Genomic DNA, 26,760 nt, shown 5'->3' with positions numbered 1-26,760 from the left:
ATCACTGGCGGGGCCGTTTTTTGCATCAAGCGTTTGCCTTACTGGGCATCCGCCGCCGGAGCTTTCTCACCGTGAGACAAGCTGTAGACGTAAGCGGCCAGCAGGTGAACCTTGTCGTTACCTTGCAGCTGTTCTTGCGCAGGCATCTGGCCCTGACGGCCGTAACGGATGGTCTGCTGCAGTTGAGCGAAGCTCGAACCGTAGATGAACGCACCCGGGTGGGTCAGGTCAGGTGCGCCCATCGCTGGCGTCCCTTTGCCGGCCGGACCGTGGCACGCCACGCAGTTGGCGGCGAACAGTTTCTGCCCGGCAGCCGGGTCAGCCTTGGTGCCTTCCGGCAGCTTGCGGCCATCGAGGCTGGTCAGGACGAACGCAGCAACGTCCGCAACGCCTTGCTCGCCGATCACTTCAGCCCACGCCGGCATGACCGCGTGGCGGCCGCCCATGATGGTGGCCTTGATGGTTTGCGCTTCACCGCCCCAGCGCCAGTCGGCGTCGGTCAGGTTCGGGAAGCCATAAGCGCCTTTGGCGTCGGAGCCGTGGCAAACCGAGCAGTTGGAGGCGAACAAACGGCCACCCATCTTCAGGGCTTGCGGGTCCTTGGCGACTTCTTCGATCGGCATGGAAGCGAATTTGGCGAAGATCGGGCCGAACTTGGCGTCCGACTTGGCCATTTCCTTTTCCCACTCGTGAACGCCGGTCCAGCCGCTCTGGCCGTTGGCGAACGCGGTCTGCTTCTCGTTATCCAGGTAGTTGTAACCCGGCAGCAGGCCTTTCCAGTTGCCCAGGCCCGGGTACAGCACCAGGTAACCCAGGGCGAAAATGATGGTGCCCACGAACAGCATGAACCACCATTTCGGCAGCGGGTTGTCGTACTCCTCGATCCCGTCGAAGGAGTGGCCAACCGTTTCTTCGGTGGCTTCGCTGCGCTGGCCCTTGCGGGTGGACAGCAACAGCCAGGTCAGGGCGAAGATGGTGCCGAGACTGAGGACTGTGACGTACAGACTCCAGAACGTAGTCATTCTTTGTTACTCCTAGAAGCTTGCTCGACGTGCTTGATGGCTTCGGGATCATCCGCGAAAGGCAGCAAGGTCGCGTCTTCAAACTCCGACTTGCGCTTGGGGCTGAACACCCACAACGCCAGACCGATGAAGGCCACCATCACAACAACGGTGCCCAGGCCACGAATCATCCCGATATCCATCTAAATCACCGTTTGCTTTTGATGATGGTGCCCAGGCCTTGCAGATAGGCCACCAGCGCGTCCATTTCGGTTTTGCCCTTCACAGCATCCTTGGCACCGGCGATGTCTTCGTCGGTGTAAGGGACGCCGAGCGTGCGCAAGACTTCCATTTTCTTGGCGGTGTCTTTGCCGTCGAGCTTGTTTTCCACGAGGAACGGGTAGGCCGGCATTTTCGACTCGGGCACTACGTTGCGCGGGTTGTACAAATGCGCACGCTGCCAGTCATCGGAGTAACGACCGCCGACACGGGCCAGGTCCGGACCGGTACGCTTGGAACCCCACAGGAACGGGTGGTCCCAGACGCTTTCACCGGCAACCGAGTAGTGGCCGTAGCGTTCGGTTTCAGCACGGAACGGGCGGATCATCTGCGAGTGGCAGCTGACACAACCGTTGGCGATGTAGATGTCGCGGCCTTCCAGTTCAAGGGCGGTACGAGGCTTCATGCCTTCGACCGGCTTGTTGGTGACGTCCTGGAAAAACAGCGGAACGATCTGGGTCAGGCCGCCGATGCTGACGGCGATGACCATGAAGAAGGCCAGCAGGCCAATATTCTTCTCGACTGCTTCATGCTTCATCAGTGAGCTCCAACTACAGCAATCTGTTCGGCGGCTTCAGCTTCGGCCGGGTTCGAGGCACGTACGGTACGCCATACGTTGTAGGCCATGAGCAGCATGCCGGTGGCGAAGAATGCGCCGCCCAATGCGCGAACGATGAAGCCCGGGTGGCTGGCTTGCAGCGCTTCGACGAACGAGTAGGTGAGGGTGCCGTCGTCGTTGATTGCACGCCACATCAGACCCTGGGTGATGCCGTTGACCCACATCGAAGCGATGTACAGCACGGTACCGATGGTCGCGAGCCAGAAGTGTGCGTTGATCAGGCCGATGCTGTGCATCTGCGCGCGACCGAACAGTTTCGGGATCATGTGGTAGATCGCGCCGATCGAGATCATCGCTACCCAGCCAAGAGCGCCGGCGTGTACGTGGCCGATGGTCCAGTCGGTGTAGTGCGACAGCGAGTTGACGGTCTTGATCGCCATCATCGGACCTTCGAAGGTCGACATGCCGTAGAACGCCAGCGATACCACGAGGAAACGCAGGATCGGGTCGGTGCGCAGCTTATGCCAGGCGCCCGACAGGGTCATCATGCCGTTGATCATGCCGCCCCAGCTTGGTGCCAGCAGAATGATCGACATGGCCATGCCCAGCGACTGCGCCCAGTCCGGCAGCGCGGTGTAGTGCAGGTGGTGCGGACCGGCCCAGATGTACAGGGTGATCAGCGCCCAGAAGTGCACGATGGACAGGCGATAGGAGTAGATCGGACGCTCGGCCTGCTTCGGAACGAAGTAGTACATCATCCCGAGGAAGCCGGTGGTCAGGAAGAAACCTACGGCGTTGTGGCCGTACCACCACTGGATCATCGCATCCGTCGCACCGGCGTAGGCCGAGTAGGACTTGAAGAAGCTGACCGGCAGCGAGGCGTGGTTGACGATGTGCAGCATCGCCGTCACGACGATGAAGGCACCGTAGAACCAGTTGCCCACATAGATGTGCTTGGTCTTGCGCTTGGTGATGGTGCCGAAGAACACCAGACCGTAGGTGACCCAGACGATGGCCAGCAGAATAGCCAGGGGCCATTCCAGCTCAGCGTATTCCTTGGTGGTGGTGTAACCCAACGGCAAGGTAACGATGGCGCCGACGATCACCGCTTGCCAACCCCAGAAGGTGAAGGCCGCGAGGCTGTCGGAAATCAGTCGCGTTTGGCAGGTTCGCTGCACGACGTAATAAGAAGTGGCAAACAGTGCACAACCACCAAAGGCGAAAATCACCAGGTTAGTGTGCAACGGGCGCAGGCGTCCAAAGCTCGTCCACGGCAGACCGAAGTTCAACTCCGGCCAGACCAGTTGCGAGGCGATGAAGACACCGAGCCCCATGCCAAGGATCCCCCAGACCACCGTCATGATGGCGAACTGGCGGACTACCTTATAGTTATAAGCAGTCGGACTGATTGCTGTGCTCATTCTAAGGTTCCACGGTTTGGGTGTTTTATTAGGAGTAAAAATCGGCCGCAAGTATGGAGAAAGCAGGGGGTCATTGCAACGCGCCATGACCTGGGTCAATGCTTTCAAAAGCTGATTCTGCGGCCTTTCCATGCGCCGCGTAAGGACAAAATCGCCCTCGGACAAAATGTCGCAGCGAACGAAAATGATGAGAGGGTCAGGTCAGTTGTAACGGGGTGTGTTCAAACGCAACGATCGGGTGACCGATGGCAATTGGCACGACAGCCGGTATCTACCAGCCTTTGCGGCTTGTCATCGAGCTGATTCGTCGAACACATCGGGTCGGGTCGACCTGGAACCGGCTCAAGCCAGTCCGCATCGGGGCAAGCTTAGACCCGAATCTGGTGAACCGAAAGGCGGACTAACGGAGGGGTGCGACAATGGGTCGCAAAGGGGCAGGGAACTGCCGCATCCGAGAAGAATGCGGCAGCAGAGCGGTCAAGAATTATTCGCTTTTGCCTTCCGCCTGCAAACGCTCTGTATTCAGACCGTGGGACAGGCTGTACACATAAGCGGCCAGCAGTTGCACTTTGTCGTTGCCGAGCAGTTCGTTCTGCGCCGGCATATGGCCCTGGCGGCCATGGCGGATCGTTTGTTGCAGTTGCGCCAGGCTTGTACCGTAGATAAAACCGGCCGGTTGCGTCAGGTTCGGCGCACCCATGGCTTCAGTGCCCTGGCCGTTTGCCCCATGACAGGCTACGCAGGTGGTGCTGAATGCTTGCTGTCCGGCTTGCAGGTCGGCGGTGTCGCCAGCCGGCAATGGCAGGCCGGCCAGTTCATGACGCACATACGCGGCAACGTTTTTCACGCCGGCTTCACCGAGGATTTCACCCCAGGCCGGCATCGCCGCCATGCGTCCACCCATGATCGTGGTCTTGATCATCTCGGCGTCACCGCCCCAGCGCCAGTTGCTGTCGGCCAGGTTCGGGAAGCCGAAAGCGCCCTTGGCATCCGAGCCGTGGCACACCGAGCAGTTCGAGGCGAACAGGCGACCGCCCATTTTCAACGCTTGCGGGTCCTTGGCCACTTCTTCCACCGGCATGGCGGCGAATTTGGCGAAGATCGGTCCGAACTTCGCGTCGGCCTTGTTCATCTCCTTTTCCCATTCGTGAACGCCGGTCCAGCCGTTCTCGTAACCCGGCAGGATGCCTTTCCAGTTGCCCAGGCCCGGGTAAAGAATCAGGTAGCCCACGGCGAACACCAGCGTGCCGGCGAACAGCATGAACCACCACTGCGGCAGCGGATTGTCGTACTCCTCGATGCCGTCGAAGCTGTGGCCCATGGTCTGGTCGACGCTGCCCTTGGTTTCGCCCTTGCGGGTGCCGATCAGCAGCCAGGTCAGGCCGATCAGGCTGCCGATGGTCAGTACGCAGATCCACGTACTCCAGAAAGTGGTCATGACCGGGTACTCCTTGCTTCAGGTTCTTGGGTGCTATCGGCTTGTGGCTCATCGGCGAACGGCAGCAAACGTGCTTCGGCGAACTCCGGATTGCGCTTGCTGTTGAACACCCACAACGTCAGGCCAACAAAGGCCACGAACACCACGACCGTGCCCAGGCCGCGAATCAATCCACTGCTCATTACGCTCATTATTTCAAAGGGCATGGCTCACCTCTTGCTCTTGATGGCAGTGCCGAGCACTTGCAGGTAGGCGACCAGTGCGTCCATTTCGGTCTTGCCCTTGAGCGATTCGACCGAGCCTGCGATGTCGGCATCGGTGTATGGCACGCCGAGGGTGCGCATCGCCTTGATCTTGGTTTCGGTGTGGCTGCTGTCGAGCTGATTGGCCACCAGCCATGGATAGGCAGGCATCTTCGATTCCGGCACCACGTTGCGCGGGTTGTACAAGTGCGCGCGGTGCCAGTCTTCGGAGTAGCGACCGCCGACACGGGCCAGGTCCGGACCGGTACGCTTGGAACCCCACAGGAACGGGTGATCCCAGACGCTTTCCCCGGCCACCGAGTAGTGACCGTAGCGCTCGGTCTCGGCGCGGAACGGCCGGATCATCTGCGAGTGGCAACCGACGCAGCCTTCGCGGATGTAAATGTCGCGACCTTCCAGTTGCAGCGCGGTGTAGGGCTTCATGCCTTCCACCGGTTTATTGGTCACGTCCTGGAAGAACAGCGGGACGATCTGCGTCAGGCCGCCGATGCTCACGGCCAGGACCATCAGCAGCATCAGCAGGCCGACGTTTTTTTCGATTGTTTCGTGTTTCATCTCGGACTCCTCAGGCCATCTGCGCGGCAGCGGCGACTTCGGCAGGCTGCGAGGCCCGCACGGTGCGCCAGGTGTTGTAAGCCATCAGGAACATGCCGCTGAGGAAGATCGCACCGCCCACCAGTCGCACGATGAAGCCTGGGTGGCTGGCCACCAGGGTTTCGACGAAGGAGTAGGTCAGCGTGCCGTCTTCGTTGACTGCGCGCCACATCAGGCCCTGGGCGATGCCGTTGACCCACATCGAGGCGATGTACAGCACGGTGCCGATGGTGGCGAGCCAGAAGTGCGCGTTGATCAGGCCGATGCTATGCATCTGCGGGCGACCGAAGATTTTCGGGATCATGTGGTACAGCGCGCCGATGGAAATCATCGCCACCCAGCCGAGTGCGCCGGCGTGCACGTGGCCGATGGTCCAGTCGGTGTAGTGGGAGAGGGCGTTCACGGTCTTGATCGCCATCATCGGCCCTTCGAAGGTCGACATGCCGTAGAACGCGAGCGAGACCACGAGGAAGCGCAGGATCGGGTCACTGCGCAACTTATGCCAGGCACCGGAGAGCGTCATCATCCCGTTGATCATGCCGCCCCAGCTTGGCGCCAGCAGAATCAGCGACATCACCATGCCCAGCGACTGCGCCCAGTCCGGCAGCGCGGTGTAGTGCAGGTGGTGCGGACCGGCCCAGATATACAGGGTGATCAGCGCCCAGAAGTGCACGATCGACAGGCGATAGGAATACACCGGACGCTCGGCCTGTTTCGGCACGAAGTAGTACATCATCCCGAGGAAGCCGGCGGTTAGGAAAAAGCCTACGGCGTTGTGGCCGTACCACCACTGCACCATGGCATCGGTCGCACCGGCGTACAGCGAGTAGGACTTGGTGAAACTCACCGGCAGCTCAAGGTTGTTGACGATGTGCAAAATCGCCACGGTGATGATGAAACCACCGAAGAACCAGTTGCCCACATAGATGTGCTTGGTCTTGCGCTTGGCCAGCGTGCCGAAAAACACGATGGCGTAGGCGACCCAGACGATGGTGATCAGGATGTCGATCGGCCATTCCAGCTCGGCGTATTCCTTGGAACTGGTGTAACCCAGCGGCAGGCTGATCGCCGCCAGCAGAATCACCAGTTGCCAGCCCCAGAAGCAGAACGCGGCGATTTTCGGCGCAAACAGTTGCGTCTGGCAGGTGCGTTGCACCGAATAGAACGAACTGGCGAACAGGGCGCAACCGCCGAACGCGAAGATCACCGCGTTGGTGTGCAGCGGGCGCAAGCGGCCGAAACTGGTCCACGGCAAATTGAAGTTGAGTTCGGGCCAGACCAATTGAGCCGCGAGAAAAACCCCGAGCCCCATGCCGACGATGCCCCACACCACCGTCATAATGGCGAATTGGCGGACCACCTTGTAGTTGTAGGCGGTACTGATAGAAGTGTTCATGGTTCCCCATCCACGGTTCAGCCGAAAGGGCGTTCGCGCAAGGCAGACGCTCCCTTCGCCTGGAGTTATAGGCAGACTAAAAGCGAGGCAAGCATGGACAAAGAGCACAAGGCCAGTATTGACGGGGATCAATGGGCGCAGTGTGTGCGGGAGCATGGATGGCTGTGGAATGAAGCCGCTTCAACGGTTTCGGGTGAGCCTGTGACGCTGATTCTTGCGCATGGCGCCGGGGCACCGATGGACAGCGCCTGGATGAACGACATGGCCGCGCGCCTTGCTGCGCAGGGCGTCAACGTGCTGCGCTTCGAGTTCCCCTACATGGCGCAACGACGTGTCGATGGCGGCAAGCGTCCCCCGAACCCGGCACCGAAACTGCTGGAGTGCTGGCGTGAGGTGTACGCCGTGGTGCGACGCCATGTCACTGGCCGCCTGGCCATTGGCGGCAAGTCCATGGGCGGGCGGATGGCGAGTCTTTTGGCCGATGAGCTCGAAGCCGATGCGTTGGTGTGCCTCGGCTATCCGTTCTATGCCGTAGGTAAGCCGGAGAAACCCCGGGTCGAGCATCTGGCTGCGCTGAAGACCCGGACGCTGATTGTCCAGGGTGAGCGCGATGCGCTGGGGAATCGTGAGGCGGTAGAGGCTTATGCGTTGGCGCCGAGTATCGAGGTGTTCTGGCTGGTGGCGGGGGATCATGATTTGAAGCCGTTGAGGGCCTCGGGGTTTACGCATGAGCAGCATTTGGCGGCTGCGGCGCAAAAGGCATCCGAGCTTATCCGTTGAAGTTTTGGTTTCAGTAGGTCAGGACGTATTGCACAAAGCCCATGATGTATTCAACTGGGCTCTGTGCCGTACTGATCTTGATAGAGGGCTAAATCCGTTACTCGTGAAACAGATCATTCTTTCACAGGACGCCATTCAGTCATTTCGAAACTACCTTTTGGTTCCAGGTCATAGTTGGTCTTGAATTTAGCGCTAAAACATCCTACGACGTGTCCTTTTTCCACATCGATTTCGATTTCCAAAGTGCCTTCGTTTGCGTGTACAGATTTGTATTTAATGTGGTCTGGGGTCCCAGGTAATGAATGTGTGTGTCTGATAATTAACCCATCGTTCAAATTATAAGTGCGCTTCAGTGGTTCCTTGTCGAAATGAGGAATCCACATGTCGTAATCAAAGTAGTCCTCGTTGTCGGGACTTCCTGTAGCCCCCTTGAAAACCCAGACAAGGCCACTATTGAGCTCGGTTTGATAAAATTTTGTTGCTTGGGCTTTTGTTTCTATATTCCGATCTTTCCATTTGAATTCGTCATCTGGCATGGAAGTATGATCGTTACTCGGCATGAGTATGTCAGGATTGTTCATGAGTAGCCTCTTCAGTGATTAAGATTTTTGTTCATGGTGCCAATCGTGATAACGCGATCCAGAGTTTAGTGAATAGTATTTTTTTAGCTACTGTCATAGTTGTCAGCTATACGGTGACTTTTGTTTGTGCTAGTGGTTTTTAGCCGTTTGGCACATTCGATCAGGACAGGTATTCCGTATTCATAAGCTTGTTAAGCCATTGCTTCCACACCAACGTCTACCTCCGCGCTGTACTCCGCGTCCAGTGCATTTTGAGTTCGACTATTCTTCAAATAAACCGACATTAGTGCTTGGTTGAAACCTTCCGCGAAGGTTCGCATAGTGTCTTGGTCGAGCGCGGTGGTCAGGTCGAATTCAATAACTCTCATGTTCAAACCTGCGGCGCCAGTGCGGTGGGTGCGCAACTTAGTGGTCGGAGCCTGGCACTCGCCGGCGGTTCGTTACAGGCGCAGGATGCTGCGGCTTTGAGTATCCACAGACAATCGGCTTAATGTAGGCAGTATCGCAGCGCCAGCCATCAAGCTGGAGTCGGGTGCCGCCGCAACTATCGTCGTCGCTGATCGTGCAGGGCGAGCGAGATACGCTGGGTAATCGGGAAGCGGTCGAGGGATATGTGTTATCGCCGGCTATCGAGGTGATGTGGCTGCCGGCGGGGGATCATGATTTGAAGCCGTTGAAGGCTTCGGGGTTTACGCATGAGCAGCATTTGGCGGCTGCGGTGGGGAGGGTGGATGAGTTTCTTCAGCGAGGTCATTCCTTACAGAAATGACCTCATCGCTAGCAGGTGCTCCGAAGTTTTGCCACGCACACACATGTGCGCTCAACAAAAACGTGCGAGGAGCCTGATCACGAAGAGGTCATGAGAGCCATCGTTCTTGGATCGGCACTTTTGCCTTCCTGCTTCATGTGTTATTGGTCGGCTCTTTTCAAATCGAATGTGCCTATCGGATTCATTCGATAGCCCCCGCTATAAAAAATTGCATTGAAATCGCCATGCACTGTCCCCTTGGCTGGATCGAGCCTGATAGTAAGTTCCGCCTTGTCTGCCAGGGTGGATGTGAAGTTAGGTGCGGGGGGAACTGAATGGATATGGAATACGTAAAACCACTGCCCATCCCCAATCTTGTAGGTTTTCTCTAGCAGGTCTTCACCCTCATAAGGCACTGAGAATTGAAGCGCGAAGAACGTACCGTCTTCAGTCTTGCCGGTAGAACCTTGGAAAACCCAATTGTCGATACCAGGTCCGCCACGAAACGCCGTAAATAAAGTAGATTCAGCGTAGATCGGTTCCCCTGTGAATCTCCAGTGAAAATCGTTACCAGCTGCCTGACTTTTATGGTCGTCCGGGAAAATAATAGGAAAAGCACTCATCGAAAAAATCCTTTTCTGTTTAAAGTCGAAGGAAGTAAATGCCGGGTGTAACGGCATTTAAATGCTACCCCACCGTACTGGCGTGTCTACTGTCATAACTGACAGTTGGGTGCGTACTTTCAGCTGAGTTTCGCGCAGTGGCGGCCAAATGCGCGCTGTCGATTTTTGACTTTCATCAGGCAATAAAAAACCCGGAGGCTTTCACCGTCCGGGTTTTTTTTTCCAGCATCAATCAGCGGTTAAACCGCTCCACCAACGAATACTGGGTATTCGCCGTTTTCGTCAGCTCTTCACTCAACAACGCCGAGTGTTGCGCCTGTTCCGACGTCTGGTCGGCCAGTTGCGAGATGTTGCTGATGTTGCGGCTGATTTCTTCGGCCACCGAGCTTTGCTCTTCGGTCGCGGCCGCAATCTGGGTGGTCATGTCGGTGATGTGTGCCACCGCTTCGCTGATCCCGACCAGTGCCTGATCCGCTTCGAGCACCCGTGCCACACCTTCTTCCGCCTGGCGATGCCCGGATTCCATGGTTTGCACGGCGGTGCTGGCGGTTTGCTGGAGCTTGGCGATCAGGGCGTGAATCTGCCCGGTGGATTCGCTGGTGCGTTGCGCCAATTGGCGAACTTCGTCGGCAACCACCGCAAAGCCGCGACCCATCTCGCCGGCACGCGCCGCTTCGATGGCGGCGTTCAGCGCCAGCAGGTTGGTCTGGTCGGCGATGCCTTTGATCACGTCGACCACGCCGCCGATTTCATCGCTGTCCTTGGCCAGTTGCGTCACGGTCAGACCGGTTTCGCCGACCACCTCGGACAGGCGCTGAATGGCTTCGCGGGTTTCCCCGGCGATGTCACGGCCGCGCCCGGTCAGGCGATTGGCTTCTTGAGTCGCGTCCGCCGTGCGTTGCACGTGGCTGGCGACTTCCTGTGTGGTGGCGGCCATCTGATTGACGGCGGTGGCCACCTGCTCGGTTTCGACGCGCTGACGTTCCAGGCCGGTGGAGCTGCTGTGAGCCAGTGTGTCGGACTGTTTCGCCTGGTCGCTCAGGTGCTCGGCGGTGTCCTGCAGACGGGTCAGGCAGGTTTTCAGGCGGGCTTCCTGGCTGAGGATCGACATCTCCAGACGCGCCTGGGCACCACGGCTGTCGGTGTACATCTGTGCGATCAGCGGGTCGGAGGTGGTCTGCTCGGCCAGGCGCAGCAAGCGCTTGAGGCCGCGCTGTTGCCAGCTCAACCCCAGCAGGCCCAATGGCACCGAAAGACCGGCGGCCAAGGCAAAACCCCATTGGGAGTTGAGCGTGGCACCGATCATGAAGCTCAGCTGGCTGACCAGAATGAACGGCAACCAGTCCTGCAGGACCGGCAGCCATTTATCGGTGGAAGGAATCGCTGACTTGCCCTGGTTGATGCGTTGGTAGAGCGCTTCGGCACGCTGGATCTGCTCGGCGGTGGGTTTGACCCGCACCGACTCGTAACCGATCACCTGGTTGCCATCGAACACCGGTGTGACGTAGGCGTTAACCCAGTAGTGGTCACCGGTCTTGCAGCGATTCTTGACAATGCCCATCCATGGCAAGCCTTGTTTCAATGTGCCCCACATGTGCGCGAACACCGCGGCCGGTACGTCGGGGTGACGAACCAGGTTATGCGGTGCACGGATCAGTTCCTCGCGGGAATACCCACTGATTTCGACGAAAGCGTCGTTGCAGTAGGTGATCACGCCCTTGGCATCGGTGGTGGAGATCAACCGTTGCTGAGCCGGGAAGGTCCGTTCGCGTTGTGTAATGGGCTGGTTGTTACGCATGGCTTTTTTCAATCCGCAAGGCTTTGAGAGGTTGTCGGCACCGTCAGGGATTTATTGAAGAATATTTTTCAATAATCAGCGGCGCGTCGCAAAACGACCGTTGCGTCAGCCCGCCAGCATCGGATAGGTGAACAGGCTGAAATGCAGCAGGTTCAAACCGAAATGCGTGGCAATGGCCGCACCTAACCCGCCGAAACGGTAGGCCAGACCATAGCCGACACCTGCCAGACTCGCCAGCAACACCCATTGCCAGCCAGCGCCCGCATGCACCAGGCCAAACAACAGCGAGGCGAGCAGCAGCGCCAGGTTTTCACCATAAGGCAGGTGTTTAAAGTACCGGCTGAGGCCGCCCTGAAGGTAGCCGCGAAACAGCGCTTCTTCCACCAGCGTCACCAGCAACAGGTTATTGAACAGCCACAGCCAGGCCTGATCAGGCCATTTGGGGGCCCAACTGATCACACCCAACAACAGCGCGCCACCCAATGCCAGCACGCTGCTCAGTGTCAGCCCCAGCAGCGCGGCGGGAATGGAAAGCCGTAGCGAATGCCGGCCGACAATCCACGGGCAGACCAGCAACAGCCAGAAACCAATCAGCGGTTTGTCCAGATTAAGGTACAGCGCAAACGGTACGGCATCGTCGGTAATACGATGCGGATTGATACCGCGACCGTTGTAGAAGCCGGGGAGCCAGTGCATCGCCAGTGCCAGCGCCATGAAAATGAACAGGCCGTGACCGAGGTAGTGGCCGATCCGGACCTGTTGCTGACGCACGGCGAAACCGGCGATCAGTAGCAATGCGACCGAGATAAGCGCCAGCCAGCCGAGATGGCCGTAGGACAGCGCCATGGCATAACCGAGGGAGAGCAGGGCCAGGAAGGTCCATGGCAAAGCAAACATCTGAAGTCCTTGTGTTCGAAATTCTGCGGGTCGCCTCGGTCCACTGTAGGAGCAAGCTTGCTCGCGATGGCGGAGTATCAGGCGGCACTGATATTGGATGTTACGGCCCCATCGCGAGCAGGCTCGCTCCCACAGTGGTCTTGTGTGGGGCTATAAAAGCGCGGCGATTATAGAGGTGTGTCCGCAAACAAAAACACCGCCCGAAGGCGGTGTCTTTTTCTGCAAACACTTACGACGCAATCAACTGCCGCAACACGTAATGCAAAATCCCCCCAGACTTGAAGTACTCGACTTCATTCAGCGTATCGATCCGGCACAATACCTCGATCTTCTCGCGGCTGCCGTTTTCACGGGTGATGATCAGCGTCAGGTTCATTCGCGGCGTCAGCTCGACGCCGCTCAGGCCCTGAATGTCCAGGGTCTCCTTGCCGGTCAGATTGAGGCTCTTGCGGTTCTGATCCAGCTTGAACTGCAAGGGCAACACGCCCATGCCGACCAGATTGGAGCGGTGAATCCGCTCGAAGCTTTCAGCGATGACCGCTTTCACGCCCAACAGATTGGTGCCCTTGGCCGCCCAGTCGCGGCTGGAACCTGTGCCGTATTCTTGCCCGGCAATCACCACCAGCGGCGTGCCCGAGGCTTGGTAACGCATGGCCGCGTCGTAGATCGCCAGTTTTTCCCCGGTAGGAATGTAAATCGTATTGCCGCCTTCCTCGCCGCCGAGCATCTCGTTGCGAATGCGGATGTTGGCAAAGGTGCCGCGCATCATCACTTCATGGTTGCCGCGACGGGAGCCGTAAGAGTTGAAGTCCCGCGGCTCCACACCTTTACCGCGCAGGTAATGGCCGGCGGGGCTCTCGGTCTTGATGTTGCCGGCGGGGGAGATGTGGTCGGTGGTCACCGAGTCGCCGAGCAGCGCAAGGACCCGTGCGCCCGCGACGTCCTTGACCACGGGCGGCGGTCCGCCGATGTCGTCGAAAAACGGTGGGTGCTGGATGTAAGTCGAATCGTCCTGCCAGACATAAGTCGCCGCTTGAGGCACTTCAATTGCCTGCCATTGCTCGTCGCCGGCAAACACTTCGGCGTATTCCTTGTGGAACATCGCGGTGTTGACCTGATTCACCGCGTCGGCGATTTCTTGGGTGCTTGGCCAGATGTCCCGCAAGTAAACCGGGTTGCCGTCCTTGTCGTCACCCAATGGCTCGCTGCTGATATCAATGCGCACCGTGCCGGCCAGCGCAAACGCGACGACCAGCGGCGGTGAGGCCAGCCAGTTGGTTTTCACCAGCGGATGCACGCGGCCTTCGAAGTTGCGGTTGCCCGACAGCACCGAGGCGACGGTCAGGTCGGCTTTCTGGATGGCTTTTTCGATTGGCTCCGGCAGCGGTCCGGAGTTGCCGATGCAGGTGGTGCAGCCATAACCGACCAGGTCGAAACCGAGTTGATCCAGGTATTGCGTCAGCCCGGCAGCCTTGTAGTAGTCGGTCACCACTTTGGAACCGGGAGCGAGCGAGCTTTTCACCCACGGTTTGCGTTTGAGGCCTTTTTCCACGGCTTTCTTCGCCACCAGGCCGGCGGCCATCATTACGCTCGGGTTGGAGGTGTTGGTGCAGGAGGTGATTGCGGCGATGACCACTGCGCCGTTTTTCAAGCGATAGGTTTGACCTTCAAAATCGTAGTCGGCTTCACCGGCCAAGTCGGCATTGCCCACCGCAACGCCACCGCCGCCTTCACTTTCGAGGCGACCTTCTTCCTTGCTGGCAGGTTTGAATTGCAGGTCGGTGAAGTCGCTGAATGCTTGCGCGACATTCGGCAACGACACCCTGTCCTGTGGGCGTTTCGGCCCGGCGAGGCTGGCTTCGACGCTGCGCATGTCCAGCGCCAGGCTGTCGGTGAACACCGGCTCCTTGCCCGGCTGGCGCCACAGGCCTTGCGCCTTGCTGTAGGCCTCGACCAGTTTCACGGTTTCAAGTGGACGACCGGACAGGCGCAGATAATCCAGAGTGATGTCATCCACCGGGAAAAAGCCGCAGGTGGCGCCATATTCCGGGGCCATGTTGGCGATGGTCGCGCGGTCGGCCAGCGGCAGGTCGGCGAGACCGTCGCCGTAGAACTCGACGAATTTGCCGACCACACCTTTCTTGCGCAGCATCTGGGTCACGGTCAGCACCAGGTCGGTGGCGGTGATGCCTTCCTTCAATTTGCCGGTGAGTTTGAAGCCGATCACTTCTGGAATGAGCATCGACACCGGTTGGCCGAGCATCGCCGCTTCCGCTTCGATCCCGCCGACACCCCAGCCGAGCACGCCGAGGCCATTGATCATGGTGGTGTGGGAATCGGTGCCGACCAGCGTGTCGGGGAACGCATAGGTGCGGCCGTCTTCATCCTTGGTCCAGACCGTGCGGCCGAGGTATTCGAGGTTCACCTGATGGCAAATCCCGGTGCCCGGCGGCACCACGCTGAAGTTGTCGAAAGCGCTCTGGCCCCAGCGCAGAAAGGCGTAACGCTCGCCGTTGCGCTGCATCTCAATGTCGACGTTCTGTTCGAAGGCGCTGGCGCTGCCGAACTTGTCGACCATCACCGAGTGGTCGATCACCAGGTCCACCGGCGACAGTGGATTGATCCGCTGCGGGTCGCCTCCGGCCTTGGCCATGGCGGCGCGCATGGCGGCCAGGTCGACCACGGCGGGAACGCCGGTAAAGTCTTGCATCAAGACGCGGGCGGGGCGGTACTGGATCTCGCGGTCGGAGCGGCGTTCCTTGAGCCACGCGGCAATCGCTCGCAGGTCGGCGCCGGTCACGGTTTTTTCGTCTTCCCAGCGCAGCAGGTTTTCCAGCAGCACTTTCAACGACATCGGTAGCTTGTCGAGATCACCGAGGCTTTTGGCGGCATCGGGCAGACTGAAATAATGGTAGGTCTTGTCGTCGACTTGCAGGGTTTTAAGGGTTTTCAGGCTATCGAGGGACGGCATTACGATCACTCCTTAAAGTCCGCACGGCTACGGACTGAGGGGACGGACAGAGCTTTCAACCTAGCCCCGTTTGAACGTTAAAGCTAATAACCGGACTCTATGGGCAAGTCCGAGGTTCCGAACTCGGCTATCATGCGCCGGTTTTCGTGACAGGCTTTGCTTCAACGCAAGTCTGGGCATCGCGCAGTGGCTGAATTCTTCGCCAACTGCCCAGGAGTAAGAATGAACACCCTCTTTATGCATTGCCGGCCGGGCTTCGAAGGCGAAGTCTGTTCCGAGATTTCCGAACACGCCGCACGGCTGAACGTGGCCGGTTATGCCAAGGCAAAAACCGCCAGCGCCTGCGCCGAATTCATCTGCACCGAAGAAGACGGCGCCGAGCGCCTGATGCGCGGTCAGCGTTTCGCCGAGCTGATCTTCCCGCGCCAATGGGCGCGGGGGATTTTCATCGACCTGCCGGAAACCGACCGTATCAGCGTGATCCTCGCGCACATGGCGGATTTCCCGCTGTGCGGCAGCCTGTGGCTGGAAATGGTCGACACCAACGACGGCAAAGAGCTGTCGAACTTCTGCAAGAAATTCGAAGTGCACCTGCGCAAGGCGCTGATGGCGGCCGGCAAACTGGTGGAAGACGCGAACAAGCCGCGTTTGCTGCTGACGTTCAAGAGTGGTCGCGAAGTGTTCATGGGCCTGGCCGAGTCGAACAACTCGGCCATGTGGCCGATGGGCATTCCACGCCTGAAGTTTCCGCGCGAGGCGCCGAGCCGTTCGACGTTGAAGCTGGAAGAGGCGTGGCACCATTTCATCCCGCGCGATCAGTGGGACGAGCGTCTGCACAGCGACATGACCGGCGTCGACCTCGGCGCGGCGCCGGGCGGCTGGACCTGGCAACTGGTCAATCGTGGCATGCTGGTGACCGCCATCGACAATGGCCCGATGGCTGAAAGCCTGATGGATACTGGTCTGGTGCAGCATTTGATGGCCGACGGCTTCACCTTCAAGCCACGGCAGCCGGTGGACTGGATGGTCTGCGACATCGTCGAGAAACCGGCACGCAACGCGGCGATGCTGGAAGAGTGGATTGGCGAAGGGCATTGCCGCGAAGCGGTGGTCAACCTCAAGCTGCCGATGAAGCAGCGTTACGCCGAGGTGAAACGCTTGCTGGAGCGCATTGCCGACGGTTTCAAGGAGCGCGGGATTCGCGTCGAGATCGGCTGCAAGCAGCTGTATCACGACCGCGAAGAAGTGACGTGCCACCTGCGCCGCCTGGACGTGAAGAAACCCAAGTCCCGCTGATGTACACAACCCGTGTAGGAGCCGGCTTGCTGGCGATAGCGCGTTACGCGGTGTATCTGAATCACCGCGGTGTCTGGATCGCCAGCAAGCCGGCTCCTACAGGGATGGCGTCATGCCACAGATGACCGAACACCCGGTAATGCGCGACAATGCCGGCCAGTTTCAGGAGTGAATCATGAGTGAAATGCTTGATACGCCGGTAGACGGCACCCTCGACGCCACCGGCCTCAACTGCCCGGAACCGGTGATGATGCTGCACCAGCACATCCGTGACCTGGCGCCCGGCGGCCTGCTCAAGGTGATCGCCACCGACCCGTCGACCCGTCGCGACATTCCCAAGTTCTGCGTGTTCCTCGACCATGAGCTGATCGCGCAGCACGAAGAGGCCGGCACTTACCTGTACTGGATTCGCAAGAAATCGGATTAATCGATTCGAAAAAAAGGCCTGCATTTGCAGGCCTTTTTTGTGCGGTCAACCCATCGAATGGCTCATGCGGATCCGCTTGCGTGCACTGCGCGTCAGGCGAATCGACAGCATCAGCGCCGCGCAGCTCAGGCCGACGATCAAACCCTGCCACAGCCCGCTCGGGCCACGGGGTTCGCCGAACCAGTCGGTCAGGCCGAGGGCGTAACCCACCGGCAAGCCGATGCCCCAATAGGCGAACAGGGTGAGGATCATCGTCACCCGAGTGTCCTGAAAACCGCGCAGGGCGCCGGCCGCAGTCACCTGGATGGCGTCGGAAAACTGGAACAGCGCCGAGTACACAATCAGCATCGCCGCGATATGGATCACCGTCGGGTCTGCGGTGTAGATCGCTGCGATGTGCTCGCGCATCAGCAACATCATGCTCGCCGACAGGCAGGCGTAGGCCAGCGCGGTGCCCATGCCGACACCCGCGGCAAAACGCGCCTCGCGCGGCTCTTCACGTCCCAGTGCCTGACCGACGCGTACGGTCACAGCCATGCCCAGGGAGTAAGGGATCATGAACACCAGCGAGCTGACATTCAGGGCAATCTGATGCCCGGCCACCACCGTGGCGCCGAGGCTGCCGATCAGCAGGGCAATCACCGCGAAGATGCTCGATTCGGCAAACACCGCGATGCCGATCGGCAAGCCGATACTCAGCAGGCGTTTGATCACCGCCCATTGTGGCCAGTCGAAACGGCTGAACAACTGGCTCGACTGATACGCCGGCGCCCAGCGTTCCCAGCCGGCCATGCCCAGCGCCATCACCCACATCACAATCGCCGTGGCCCAGCCACAACCGACGCCGCCCATGGCCGGCACACCGAAGTGGCCATAAATGAAGACATAGTTCAGCGGAATGTTCAGCGCGAGCCCGCACAAACCCAGGACCATCGCCGGGCGCGTGCGTCCCAGGCCGTCACTGAAACAGCGCAACACATGGTAGAGCGCGACGGCGGGCAGCCCGCTGGCGATGCCGTGCAGGTATTGCATGCACGGGCCGATCAGCTCGGGATCGACCTTCATCAGGTGCAAAATCGGTTCGGCGCTGAACAGCATGCCGGTTGCCATCACGCCCACCACCAGCGCCAGCCACAACGCCTGGCGCACGATCGGGCCGATCTCGCTGTGGGTGCCAGCACCAAAGCGCTGGGCGACTTTCGGCGTGGTGGCCAGCAGCGTGCCGGTCATCAACAGAAACACCGGGACCCAGATCGAGTTGCCCAACGCCACCGCCGCCAGATCCCGTGGCCCGACGCGACCGGCCATCACCGCATCGACGAAGCCCATCGCCGTGGTGGCCAGTTGCGCGATCATGATCGGCAATGCCAGGCCGAGCAGGTTCTTCAGCTCGAGGCGAACCCGGGCGGGGCGGTTGAGGGAAATGGCGGCGGGGCGGTCAGTCACGGAATTCAAAGGCAAAACGTCCAAAAGGTTTTGATGCGCGAGGCGGCGCATTCTACGCGTTGACGTAACGGTCAGGAAAAGTCCTGTGTTACCCATTTGTAATCACACAAAAACCTGTAGGAGCGAGCCTGCTCGCGATGGACGTCAACGGTGAGGAGGGCTGTCTGAATCACCGCAGTGCTCGTGCGTTTTTCGCGAGCAGGCTCGCTCCTACAAATTGTGTGTGCTAGGCGTGAAGTGTCATCTGCGCCTACACTGCCGATCCGCCAAAGGAGCCTGCCATGCTGATTGTTGCCGACGAAAATATTCCGCTGCTCGATGCCTTCTTCGAAGGTTTCGGCGAAATCCGCCGGGTGCCGGGACGTTCAATCGACCGCGCCACCGTCGAGCAGGCCGATGTGCTACTGGTGCGCTCGGTGACCAACGTCAATCGCGGGTTGCTCGAAGGCAGCAAGGTGCGCTTCGTCGGCACCTGCACCATCGGCACCGATCACCTCGACCTCGATTACTTTCAGCAGGCCGGCATCACCTGGTCCAGCGCTCCCGGCTGCAATGCCCGTGGCGTGGTCGACTACGTGCTGGGCAGTTTGCTGACCCTCGCCGAAATCGAAGGCGCCGATCTCACCCGGCGCACGTACGGCGTGGTCGGTGCCGGCGAAGTGGGCGGGCGGTTGGTCAAGGTTCTGCAAGGGCTGGGCTGGAACGTGCTGGTCTGCGATCCGCCACGGCAAGCCGCTGAAGGAGGCGATTTCGTCAGCCTTGAGCAGATCATCGAGCAGTGCGATGTCATCAGCCTGCACACACCGCTGAAAAAACACGGTGCCGGATCGACCTGGCATTTGTTCGACCAAAACCGTTTGAACCAGCTCAAGCCCGGTGCCTGGCTGATCAATGCCAGCCGTGGCCCGGTGGTGGACAACGCCGCCCTGTGCGAGGTGCTGCTGCAACGCGAAGACCTGCAAGCGGTGCTGGATGTCTGGGAGGGCGAGCCTGAGGTCGATGTGGCACTGGCCGAGCTCTGCGTGCTGGCCACGCCGCACATTGCCGGTTACAGCCTCGACGGCAAGCAACGCGGGACGGCGCAGATCTACCAGGCGTACTGCGATTTTCTCGGGCAACCGGCGCAGGTCCGCTTGAGCGATTTGCTGCCGGCACCGTGGTTGTCGCAGGTGACCTTGAACGCTGAGAGCGATCCTGCCTGGGCGCTGGCGATGTTGTGCCGTGGCGTGTACGACCCGCGCCGCGACGACGCGGATTTCCGCCGTAGTCTTGTGGGCAGTGTGAGCGAGCAGCGCGCGGCGTTTGATGCGCTGCGCAAGAATTATCCATCGCGGCGCGAGATTGACGGGTTGCAGGTGCGGATTGAGGGGGATTCGCCTGAGTTGCTGAAGATTGTGGCGGCGTTGGGGGCATCGGCGGTCTGAAAACCGAGTTGGCCCATTCGCGGGCAAGCCTCGCTCCTACAGGTTAGGCGTAATGTTGAAAATGGCGCCGATCGCTGTAGGAGCGAGTGGTGCGGCATCCCGACTTGCCCGCGAATGGTCACACCACAATTCTGGATCAACACCCACAAAAAACCCGGCCATCAGGGCCGGGTCAAGAAGACGGGGCTATATCAATCTTGTTTGGCAGGCTTGACCAATCGCTTTTCCAGTTCGCGGCAAGCGTCCTGGATCATGCCCTCAGTGATCGGTACTTCGCGGCCTTTTTCGTCAATGATTGAGCAACCCAGAGACTGATCTGGCTGTGTGCGGATCACTTGAATCTTGTCATCGCTGCTATTTTGCAAGGACATGGCCTGTCTCCTCTTCAGGTGTGTGCTTACTGTAGAACCGTCAGGTGACCGGGCTATGACAACTCCCTGCGATCTTTCCAGAGCGGCAACACCAGTCCACCAGAAATACCCAGACGTTGCCACCCGGACTTTAGACCAATAGCGTCTAGGAGCTAGTCATCGCGGTCATAATTAACCTGACTCATTGTGATTTACAGCGTTCAACCCCATTGAACCGTCAGGCTGGCCCTATCAATTGTGTAACTGGATGAACCCGATGCTCTCTGCCCGTCACCGCCGCGCGATTCGCCTGACCAGCCTTTTTCTCGCGCCCTATCGTTGGCAGGCCTTCGGCGCCTTGCTCGCGCTGGTCGTCACGGCCGGCATTACCTTGTCCATGGGGCAGGGGATTCGCTTGCTGGTGGATCAGGGGTTCATGACCCAGTCCCCGCACCTGCTCAACCAGACGATTGGTTTGTTCATGTTGCTGGTGATAGGCCTGGCGATTGGCACCTTCGCGCGTTTCTACCTGGTGTCGTGGATCGGTGAGCGTGTGGTCGCCGACATCCGCCGTCAGGTGTTCAATCATCTGGTTTATCTGCATCCCGGGTTTTACGAAGACAACCGCAGCTCCGAAATCCAGTCGCGGCTGACTGCCGATACCACGCTGCTGCAATCAGTGATCGGTTCATCGCTGTCCCTGTTCCTGCGCAATCTGTTGATGGTGATCGGCGGGATTGTGTTGCTGTTTATCACCAATCCGAAACTCACCAGCATCGTCGTTGTGGCTTTGCCGCTGGTGATTGCTCCGATCCTGATTTTCGGTCGCCGGGTGCGCAGCCTGTCGCGCCTGAGTCAGGACCGGATTGCCGATATCGGCAGTTATGTTTCCGAAACCCTGGGCCAGATCAAAACCGTGCAGGCCTACAACCACCAGACCCAGGACGAACAGCGTTTTGCCGTGACCGTGGAAGAGGCGTTCAACACGGCATGCAAACGGATTTTCCAGCGGGCCTGGCTGATCACCCTGGTGATCGTGCTGGTGCTGGGGGCAGTCGGCGTGATGCTCTGGGTGGGCGGCATGGACGTGATGGCTGGGCGAATTTCGGCGGGGGAGCTGGCGGCGTTCGTCTTTTACAGCCTGATTGTCGGCAGCGCATTCGGCACGTTGAGTGAAGTCATTGGTGAGTTGCAGCGCGCCGCCGGCGCTGCCGAGCGGATTGCCGAACTGCTGCGCTCGGAAAACATCATCCAGCCACCGGCGACTGGCCTGGTGACGTTGCCCGAGCGGGTGACGGGCAATCTCGTTCTGCAGGACGTGCGTTTTTCCTACCCGTCGCGCCCGGAAAGCTACGCCGTCGATGGCTTGAATCTGACCATCAAGGCGGGCGAAACCCTCGCGCTGGTCGGGCCGTCCGGTGCTGGAAAATCGACGGTGTACGACCTGCTGTTGCGTTTTTACGATCCTGCCGAAGGGCGCATCCTGCTCGACGGCGTGCCGCTGACTCAACTCGATCCATTGGACTTGCGCCGTTGTTTCGCGCTGGTTTCCCAATCCCCGGCGCTGTTCTTCGGCAGCATCGAAGAGAACATCCGCTACGGAAACCCGACAGCGACGCTGGAACAGGTTCAGGAAGCGGCGAAAATCGCCTACGCCCATGACTTTATCGAGGCGATGCCCCACGGTTATCAGACTCATTTGGGGGACGCAGGCCTCGGTTTGTCCGGCGGCCAGCGCCAACGCCTGGCCATCGCCCGAGCGCTGCTGGTGGACGCGCCCATCCTGCTGCTCGACGAAGCCACCAGCGCCCTCGACGCCCAGAGCGAACACCTGATCCAGCAAGCCCTGCCCAGCCTGATGAAAAACCGCACCACCCTGGTCATCGCTCATCGTCTGGCCACGGTTAAAAACGCCGACCGGATTGCAGTGATGGACCAGGGGAAACTGGTGGCGGTGGGCACGCACCAAGAGCTGATTGCGAGCAATGCGCTGTATGCGCGGTTGGCGGCGTTGCAGTTCAACGACGGGCATGATGTCTCGTCCCCGTTCGGAGAGGTAACACCTAACCTGTAGGAGCCAGCTTGCTGGCGATGGTCGTTAACGATTACCTGTACAGACTGGTTCACCGCAGCGCACTGGAGTCCATCGCCAGCAAGCTGGCTCCTACAGTGGGTAGCGTGACGACTGGAAATGAAGTGACCCAAAAAAAATGCCCGCATTTCTCAATGCGGGCATTTTCGTTTTCGCCTCAGACAGGCTTATTGATCATCAAAATAGCGCTCATGCCAATCCACCAACGGCTGTGGCGAGTTGAGCTTCTGGCCGTAGATCACCGAGTACGACAGCACGTTTTGCACGTACTGGCGGGTTTCGTCGAACGGGATGCTCTCCACCCAGACGTCGAAGCTCAGGTGATCCGCACCGCGCAGCCACTGACGCACGCGCCCCGGGCCGGCGTTGTAGGCGGCGGAGGCGAGGACGCGGTTGCCGTTGAACTGGCTGTGCACCTGGCTGAGGTACGCGGCGCCGAGCTGGATGTTCTTGTCCGGATCGAACACCTGCTGTGGCGAGGCCAATGGGATGCTGAACTTGCGTGCGGTTTCCTTGGCGGTGCCCGGCATCAGTTGCATCAGGCCGCTGGCGCCTACGCCTGAGCGGGCGTCGGCCATGAACGCGCTTTCCTGGCGAGTAATGGCGAATACCCAGCTCGAATGCAGGCCGCGAACCTTGGCTTCGCGCACGAGGGTTTCGCGGTGGGCCATCGGGAAGCGGATGTCCAGATCGTCCCAATACTGCGCCTGGCTGATGGTGCGGATCGCCGGGAAATACCATTTCAGGTCGTAGGCCAGTTTGGCCTGGGCGACCATTTCGTCACGGTTGAAGTGGCGGCTGACGTGATACCACTCGCGACGCCCATCGACGATCTGCCCGCGCGCATGGAATTCCAGGGCGCGACGCACGCCCGGCGTGTTGCGAACCTTGTTGATCAGCGCCTGGCTCAATACCAGCGGCTTGTTGTTCAGCGAGTAAGGCAACTGCGAACGGTCGGCAGCGAGGAAACCGTAGAAGTCACGTTCACGAGCGAGGCCTTTGTACAGCGTCTGCGCCTCCGGATTTTGCGGTTGCGCCAGTTCCAGGCTGCGGGCCTGCCAGTAACGCCAGCGGTTGGTGGTCGCCAGGTCCTGGGGCAAACGGCGGGTCAACTGATAGGCATCGTCCCAGCGGGCCAGGCGCAGCAGCAGGCGCAAGCGCCACTCGGACACGGTGTTGTCACGCAATTCCGGGTCGTACTTGGTCATCACGTCCAACGCGCGACTGTCGAAACGGCGAGCGAGGGTCAGGCCGATTTCCCGGGCGATCGCGACTTTTTCGTCACGGGAGAAATGCATGCTGCTGGCGTAACCGTCGAGCAACGCCATGGCCTTGTCCGGGTCTTGCTTGGCCAGGCGGCGCAGGCCGAGGCTGACAATGTCGGACATCGGTTCGTCGGCCGGTGTGAAACGCGACGGCTGGTTGAGCAATTCGGGTTTCTGCGCCACGTCAACCAGCAAACGGCCGCGAGGGGCGAGGGTGGTCAGGCCGTTGACCAGGCTGTTGGCCAGCGGATAGTTGCGCGCCTGGGCGGCAAGCTTGGTGCGTTCCCAACGTTTCTGTTCGGTCAGTTGGCCTTCGGCAGCCCAGACTCCGAACAAACCGTCGCACGCCGCAGGCAGGGATTTGCCAGTCAGCCAGAGCTTGTTCGCGTTGGCGTAGCCTTCGGATTTCAGGTTGTGCCCGATCTGGTACTGCGCGTTCAGGCAGTCCAGCTCGGTGAAATTCAGCTTGGGATCGTAGTACTTGACGAAAGTCGCCCATTCGCCGCGATCGGCCAGCCAGCGCAACCAGCGCAATTTCATCCAGTTGGCTTGCGGCAAGTCACCGTGTTCGGCGAGGAATTTTTCGATCTCGGCGTTGCTCGCCGTTTTCAGGCGTGCGGTCAGTTCGTCATAGGCCAGGTACGGCTCCAGCGGGTAGTCGCTGAGCGCCTTGCTATAACGGAAGTACGGGCCGGTATCACCCTTGGCCAGGGCGCGCTTGGCTTCATCGTAATACTGGCGTTGAGTGGACAGGTCCACCGCCTGGGCAGTTTGAACGGCAGCGGCAGAGAGAAGAAAGCAGGATAAAAGACTGAAAAGGCGACTGCGCATGAGACGTCCGGGCAGAGAAATCATGACAAGTGCGAGGCATGCCCGCACTGAATAATCTGTAGCTTAGCCTTTTGCCAGCAACCGGCGAAAGCTTTGCGGGCCTGTCAGCATCAGTTCGCAACATTTGTCATGCAGAGTGCCCCGAAGGTGAAATTGCCGGCCTTCTGAAGCCTCAAGTCAGGTAGAATGCGCGCCCGGTTTTTGGAGAAGCTCATGACCCTGCTCAAATTCAGCGATGTGTCCCTTGCTTTCGGCGCTATGCCGTTGTTGGACAAGGTGTCCTGGCAGATCGCCCGTGGTGAGCGGGTGTGCATCATCGGCCGCAACGGCACTGGCAAGTCCAGCATGATGAAGCTCGTCAAGGGCGACCAGAAGCCTGACGACGGCTCCGTGTGGCGCGCACCCGGCCTCAAGATTGGCGAATTGCCGCAAGAATTGCCGGTAGCCGACGAGCGGACCGTGTTCGACGTAGTGGCTGAAGGCCTGGACGGTGTCGGTGCGCTGCTTGCCGAGTATCACCACCTGAGCCAGAACATCGTCACCGACGCCGACCTGGACAAGCTGATGCACGTCCAGCACGACCTCGAAGCCCGCGACGGCTGGCGTTTGCAAACCCTGGTCGACAGCACCCTCAGCCGCCTGCAACTGCCGGCCGACAAGACCCTCGCCGAATTGTCCGGCGGCTGGCGTCGTCGCGTCCTGCTGGCGCAGGCACTGGTGTCCGAGCCGGATCTGCTGCTGCTCGACGAACCAACCAACCACCTGGACATCGGTGCGATTGCCTGGCTCGAAGAAGCGCTGAAGGATTTCCAGGGCGCCGTGCTGTTTATCACGCACGACCGTTCCTTCCTGCAAAACCTCGCGACCCGCATTCTTGAACTGGATCGCGGTGGCCTGATCGACTGGAATGGCGACTACGCCAGTTTCCTCGTGCACAAAGAAGCCGAGCTGGCCGCCGAGGCCACCGCCAACGCGTTGTTCGACAAGAAACTGGCCCAGGAAGAAGTCTGGATCCGCCAGGGCATCAAGGCCCGTCGCACCCGTAATGAAGGCCGCGTCCGCGCCCTGAAAGCATTGCGCGTTGAACGTAGCGAGCGTCGTGAACGCACCGGCAAGGCCAACATTCAGCTGGACACCGCTGACAAGTCCGGTAAGCAGGTGATGGTCCTCGAGAACGTGAGTTTCGCTCACCCGGGCGGTCCGTTCCTGATCAAGGATTTCTCGATGGTCCTGACGCGCGGCGACCGTATCGGCCTGCTCGGCGCCAACGGTACCGGCAAGACCACGCTGCTGAAGCTGATGCTCAGCGGTCTGCAACCGACCAGCGGCAAAGTGGAAGAGGGTACGCGCATCGACGTGGCGTACTTCGACCAGTTGCGCCACCAACTGGACCTGGAAAAGACCGTGATCGACAACGTGGCCGAAGGTCGCGACTTCATCGACATCGATGGTCAGAGCCGTCACGTGCTGAGTTACCTCGGCGACTTCCTGTTCAGCCCGCAGCGTGCCCGCACGCCGGTCAAGGCGCTGTCAGGTGGTGAGCGTGCGCGCCTGTTGCTGGCGAAACTGTTCAGCAAGCCGGCCAACCTGCTGGTCCTCGACGAACCGACCAACGACCTCGACGTGGAAACACTCGAACTGCTGGAAGAGGTCCTGCTGACCTTCAACGGCACCGTGCTGATGGTCAGCCACGACCGGGCATTCCTCGACAACGTGGTCACCAGCACGCTGGTCTTCGAAGGTGAAGGCAAGGTTCGCGAATACGTCGGTGGTTATCAGGACTGGCTGCGTCAGGGTGGTTCGCCGCGCCTGCTGGGCGTGACCGAGAGCAAGTCCGGCAAGGCTGACCTGACGTCGGCGGTTGTGACGGCTGAGCCTGCACCGGTTGTGGCAGCGGTCGAAGCGCCGGTGGCGAAGAAGAAACTCAGCTACAAGTTGCAGCGTGAGCTGGAAATGTTGCCGAGCCAGATCGAAGCCATGGAGCAGCAGATCGCCGTCGTTGAGGCCCAGATGGCCGATGCTGGCTTCTATCAGCGTCCTGCTGCCGAGACGGCCGCAGTGATCGCTCAGTTGGAGCAGTTGCAGGCTGAGCTCGACGTGATGGTCGAGCGTTGGGCCGAGCTGGATGCCTGATTGATCCTGCAATAAAAAAGCCCGGCGCTCAGTGATGAGCGCCGGGCTTTTCGTATGCGATCCCTTGTAGGAGCCGGCTTGCTGGCGATCGCGGTTTGTCAGCTGGCATTGATGTCGACTGATGCACCGTGATCGCCAGCAAGCCGG

The 26,760-nt window shown here is 59.7% G+C and carries 23 protein-coding genes and 1 pseudogene; 7 read left to right on the top strand and 17 right to left on the bottom strand.

Annotated elements, in window-relative coordinates:
- Positions 1–38: 38 nt before the first annotated feature.
- The 8 genes from ccoP (KGB27_RS17195) to ccoN (KGB27_RS17160) form a co-directional block, all read right to left on the bottom strand.
- Positions 39–1,022 carry a cytochrome-c oxidase, cbb3-type subunit III gene (gene ccoP, locus KGB27_RS17195; RefSeq protein WP_008037742.1) on the bottom strand — a complete coding sequence of 328 codons (984 nt, stop codon included), beginning with the start codon at positions 1,020–1,022 and terminating at the stop codon, positions 39–41.
- Positions 1,019–1,204: a CcoQ/FixQ family Cbb3-type cytochrome c oxidase assembly chaperone gene (locus tag KGB27_RS17190; protein ID WP_003175465.1), complete on the bottom strand. Its 186-nt coding sequence runs from the start codon at positions 1,202–1,204 to the stop codon at positions 1,019–1,021. The genes ccoP (KGB27_RS17195) and KGB27_RS17190 overlap by 4 nt, the downstream gene beginning before the upstream one ends.
- Before the next feature lie 5 nt (positions 1,205–1,209).
- Positions 1,210–1,818, bottom strand: a complete 609-nt coding sequence (gene ccoO / locus KGB27_RS17185; protein WP_008028530.1) for a cytochrome-c oxidase, cbb3-type subunit II — start codon at positions 1,816–1,818, stop codon at positions 1,210–1,212.
- The gene (gene ccoN / locus KGB27_RS17180; protein WP_008028528.1) at positions 1,818–3,260 is read right to left on the bottom strand and encodes a cytochrome-c oxidase, cbb3-type subunit I; all 1,443 of its coding nucleotides are present in this window, start codon (positions 3,258–3,260) and stop codon (positions 1,818–1,820) included. Before ccoN (KGB27_RS17180) ends, ccoO (KGB27_RS17185) begins: the two co-directional genes overlap by 1 nt.
- Before the next feature lie 484 nt (positions 3,261–3,744).
- On the bottom strand, positions 3,745–4,698 hold the full coding sequence (gene ccoP / locus KGB27_RS17175; RefSeq protein WP_008037736.1) for a cytochrome-c oxidase, cbb3-type subunit III: 954 nt from the start codon (positions 4,696–4,698) through the stop codon (positions 3,745–3,747).
- Positions 4,695–4,904 (bottom strand): cbb3-type cytochrome oxidase subunit 3, encoded by a 210-nt coding sequence (locus KGB27_RS17170; protein ID WP_008028524.1) that lies wholly within the window; start codon positions 4,902–4,904, stop codon positions 4,695–4,697. Before KGB27_RS17170 ends, ccoP (KGB27_RS17175) begins: the two co-directional genes overlap by 4 nt.
- A 3-nt stretch (positions 4,905–4,907) precedes the next feature.
- A complete protein-coding gene (gene ccoO / locus KGB27_RS17165) occupies positions 4,908–5,516 on the bottom strand; it encodes a cytochrome-c oxidase, cbb3-type subunit II (RefSeq protein ID WP_008028522.1) in 609 nt (202 codons plus the stop codon).
- A gap of 10 nt (positions 5,517–5,526) precedes the next feature.
- A complete protein-coding gene (ccoN, locus tag KGB27_RS17160) occupies positions 5,527–6,951 on the bottom strand; it encodes a cytochrome-c oxidase, cbb3-type subunit I (protein ID WP_008028521.1) in 1,425 nt (474 codons plus the stop codon).
- A gap of 93 nt (positions 6,952–7,044) precedes the next feature.
- Between ccoN (KGB27_RS17160) and KGB27_RS17155 the strand changes: the two genes are divergently transcribed.
- Positions 7,045–7,731, top strand: a complete 687-nt coding sequence (locus KGB27_RS17155) for an alpha/beta family hydrolase (protein WP_223555444.1) — start codon at positions 7,045–7,047, stop codon at positions 7,729–7,731.
- 113 nt (positions 7,732–7,844) lie between these two features.
- On the opposite strand, the gene KGB27_RS17150 is transcribed toward KGB27_RS17155, so the two are convergent.
- Together KGB27_RS17150 and KGB27_RS17145 are read right to left on the bottom strand one after the other, a co-directional pair.
- Complete coding sequence (locus KGB27_RS17150) at positions 7,845–8,312, bottom strand: hypothetical protein (RefSeq protein ID WP_223555442.1); 468 nt, start codon at positions 8,310–8,312, stop codon at positions 7,845–7,847.
- A 191-nt stretch (positions 8,313–8,503) separates the two neighbouring features.
- Complete coding sequence (locus tag KGB27_RS17145; RefSeq protein WP_223555440.1) at positions 8,504–8,680, bottom strand: hypothetical protein; 177 nt, start codon at positions 8,678–8,680, stop codon at positions 8,504–8,506.
- Between the two features lie 185 nt (positions 8,681–8,865).
- On the opposite strand from KGB27_RS17145, the pseudogene KGB27_RS17140 reads away from it, so the two are divergent.
- Positions 8,866–9,081 (top strand): annotated as a pseudogene (locus KGB27_RS17140) (alpha/beta family hydrolase); the annotation flags it as partial.
- 140 nt (positions 9,082–9,221) lie between these two features.
- Here KGB27_RS17140 and KGB27_RS17135 read toward each other — a convergent pair.
- The 4 genes from KGB27_RS17135 to acnA form a co-directional block, all read right to left on the bottom strand.
- Positions 9,222–9,683: a hypothetical protein gene (locus KGB27_RS17135; RefSeq protein ID WP_223555438.1), complete on the bottom strand. Its 462-nt coding sequence runs from the start codon at positions 9,681–9,683 to the stop codon at positions 9,222–9,224.
- Positions 9,684–9,915: 232 nt separating this feature from the next.
- Positions 9,916–11,481: a methyl-accepting chemotaxis protein gene (locus KGB27_RS17130; protein WP_008028517.1), complete on the bottom strand. Its 1,566-nt coding sequence runs from the start codon at positions 11,479–11,481 to the stop codon at positions 9,916–9,918.
- Positions 11,482–11,586: 105 nt separating this feature from the next.
- Positions 11,587–12,378 (bottom strand): CPBP family intramembrane glutamic endopeptidase, encoded by a 792-nt coding sequence (locus KGB27_RS17125; RefSeq protein ID WP_223555436.1) that lies wholly within the window; start codon positions 12,376–12,378, stop codon positions 11,587–11,589.
- Between the two features lie 229 nt (positions 12,379–12,607).
- Positions 12,608–15,349 (bottom strand): aconitate hydratase AcnA, encoded by a 2,742-nt coding sequence (gene acnA / locus KGB27_RS17120; protein ID WP_223555434.1) that lies wholly within the window; start codon positions 15,347–15,349, stop codon positions 12,608–12,610.
- 222 nt (positions 15,350–15,571) lie between these two features.
- Between acnA and rlmM the strand changes: the two genes are divergently transcribed.
- Together rlmM and tusA are read left to right on the top strand one after the other, a co-directional pair.
- On the top strand, positions 15,572–16,645 hold the full coding sequence (gene rlmM / locus KGB27_RS17115; RefSeq protein WP_192226279.1) for a 23S rRNA (cytidine(2498)-2'-O)-methyltransferase RlmM: 1,074 nt from the start codon (positions 15,572–15,574) through the stop codon (positions 16,643–16,645).
- A 175-nt stretch (positions 16,646–16,820) separates the two neighbouring features.
- The gene (gene tusA / locus KGB27_RS17110) at positions 16,821–17,072 is read left to right on the top strand and encodes a sulfurtransferase TusA (protein ID WP_008037724.1); all 252 of its coding nucleotides are present in this window, start codon (positions 16,821–16,823) and stop codon (positions 17,070–17,072) included.
- A gap of 45 nt (positions 17,073–17,117) precedes the next feature.
- Here the strand turns inward: tusA and KGB27_RS17105 are convergent, their stop codons facing one another.
- A complete protein-coding gene (locus KGB27_RS17105; protein ID WP_008037723.1) occupies positions 17,118–18,527 on the bottom strand; it encodes an MATE family efflux transporter in 1,410 nt (469 codons plus the stop codon).
- A 272-nt stretch (positions 18,528–18,799) separates the two neighbouring features.
- Between KGB27_RS17105 and pdxB the strand changes: the two genes are divergently transcribed.
- Positions 18,800–19,942 carry a 4-phosphoerythronate dehydrogenase PdxB gene (gene pdxB, locus KGB27_RS17100; protein WP_207285077.1) on the top strand — a complete coding sequence of 381 codons (1,143 nt, stop codon included), beginning with the start codon at positions 18,800–18,802 and terminating at the stop codon, positions 19,940–19,942.
- A 191-nt stretch (positions 19,943–20,133) separates the two neighbouring features.
- Here the strand turns inward: pdxB and KGB27_RS17095 are convergent, their stop codons facing one another.
- Positions 20,134–20,313 (bottom strand): PA1571 family protein, encoded by a 180-nt coding sequence (locus KGB27_RS17095; RefSeq protein ID WP_008037721.1) that lies wholly within the window; start codon positions 20,311–20,313, stop codon positions 20,134–20,136.
- Between the two features lie 256 nt (positions 20,314–20,569).
- Between KGB27_RS17095 and KGB27_RS17090 the strand changes: the two genes are divergently transcribed.
- Entirely contained in the window at positions 20,570–22,366 is a 1,797-nt protein-coding gene (locus KGB27_RS17090; protein ID WP_223555432.1) for an ABC transporter transmembrane domain-containing protein, read from the top strand.
- A gap of 185 nt (positions 22,367–22,551) precedes the next feature.
- Here KGB27_RS17090 and KGB27_RS17085 read toward each other — a convergent pair whose 3' ends face one another.
- Complete coding sequence (locus tag KGB27_RS17085) at positions 22,552–24,480, bottom strand: transglycosylase SLT domain-containing protein (RefSeq protein ID WP_008037718.1); 1,929 nt, start codon at positions 24,478–24,480, stop codon at positions 22,552–22,554.
- A gap of 213 nt (positions 24,481–24,693) precedes the next feature.
- On the opposite strand from KGB27_RS17085, the gene KGB27_RS17080 reads away from it, so the two are divergent.
- Entirely contained in the window at positions 24,694–26,613 is a 1,920-nt protein-coding gene (locus KGB27_RS17080; protein ID WP_223481152.1) for an ATP-binding cassette domain-containing protein, read from the top strand.
- The last annotated feature ends 147 nt before the right edge of the window (positions 26,614–26,760 follow it).

This window comes from Pseudomonas sp. BF-R-01, assembly GCF_019946615.1.
GTDB classification, from domain to species: domain Bacteria; phylum Pseudomonadota; class Gammaproteobacteria; order Pseudomonadales; family Pseudomonadaceae; genus Aquipseudomonas; species Aquipseudomonas migulae.
This window is presented reverse-complemented; position numbering and strand designations above follow the sequence as displayed.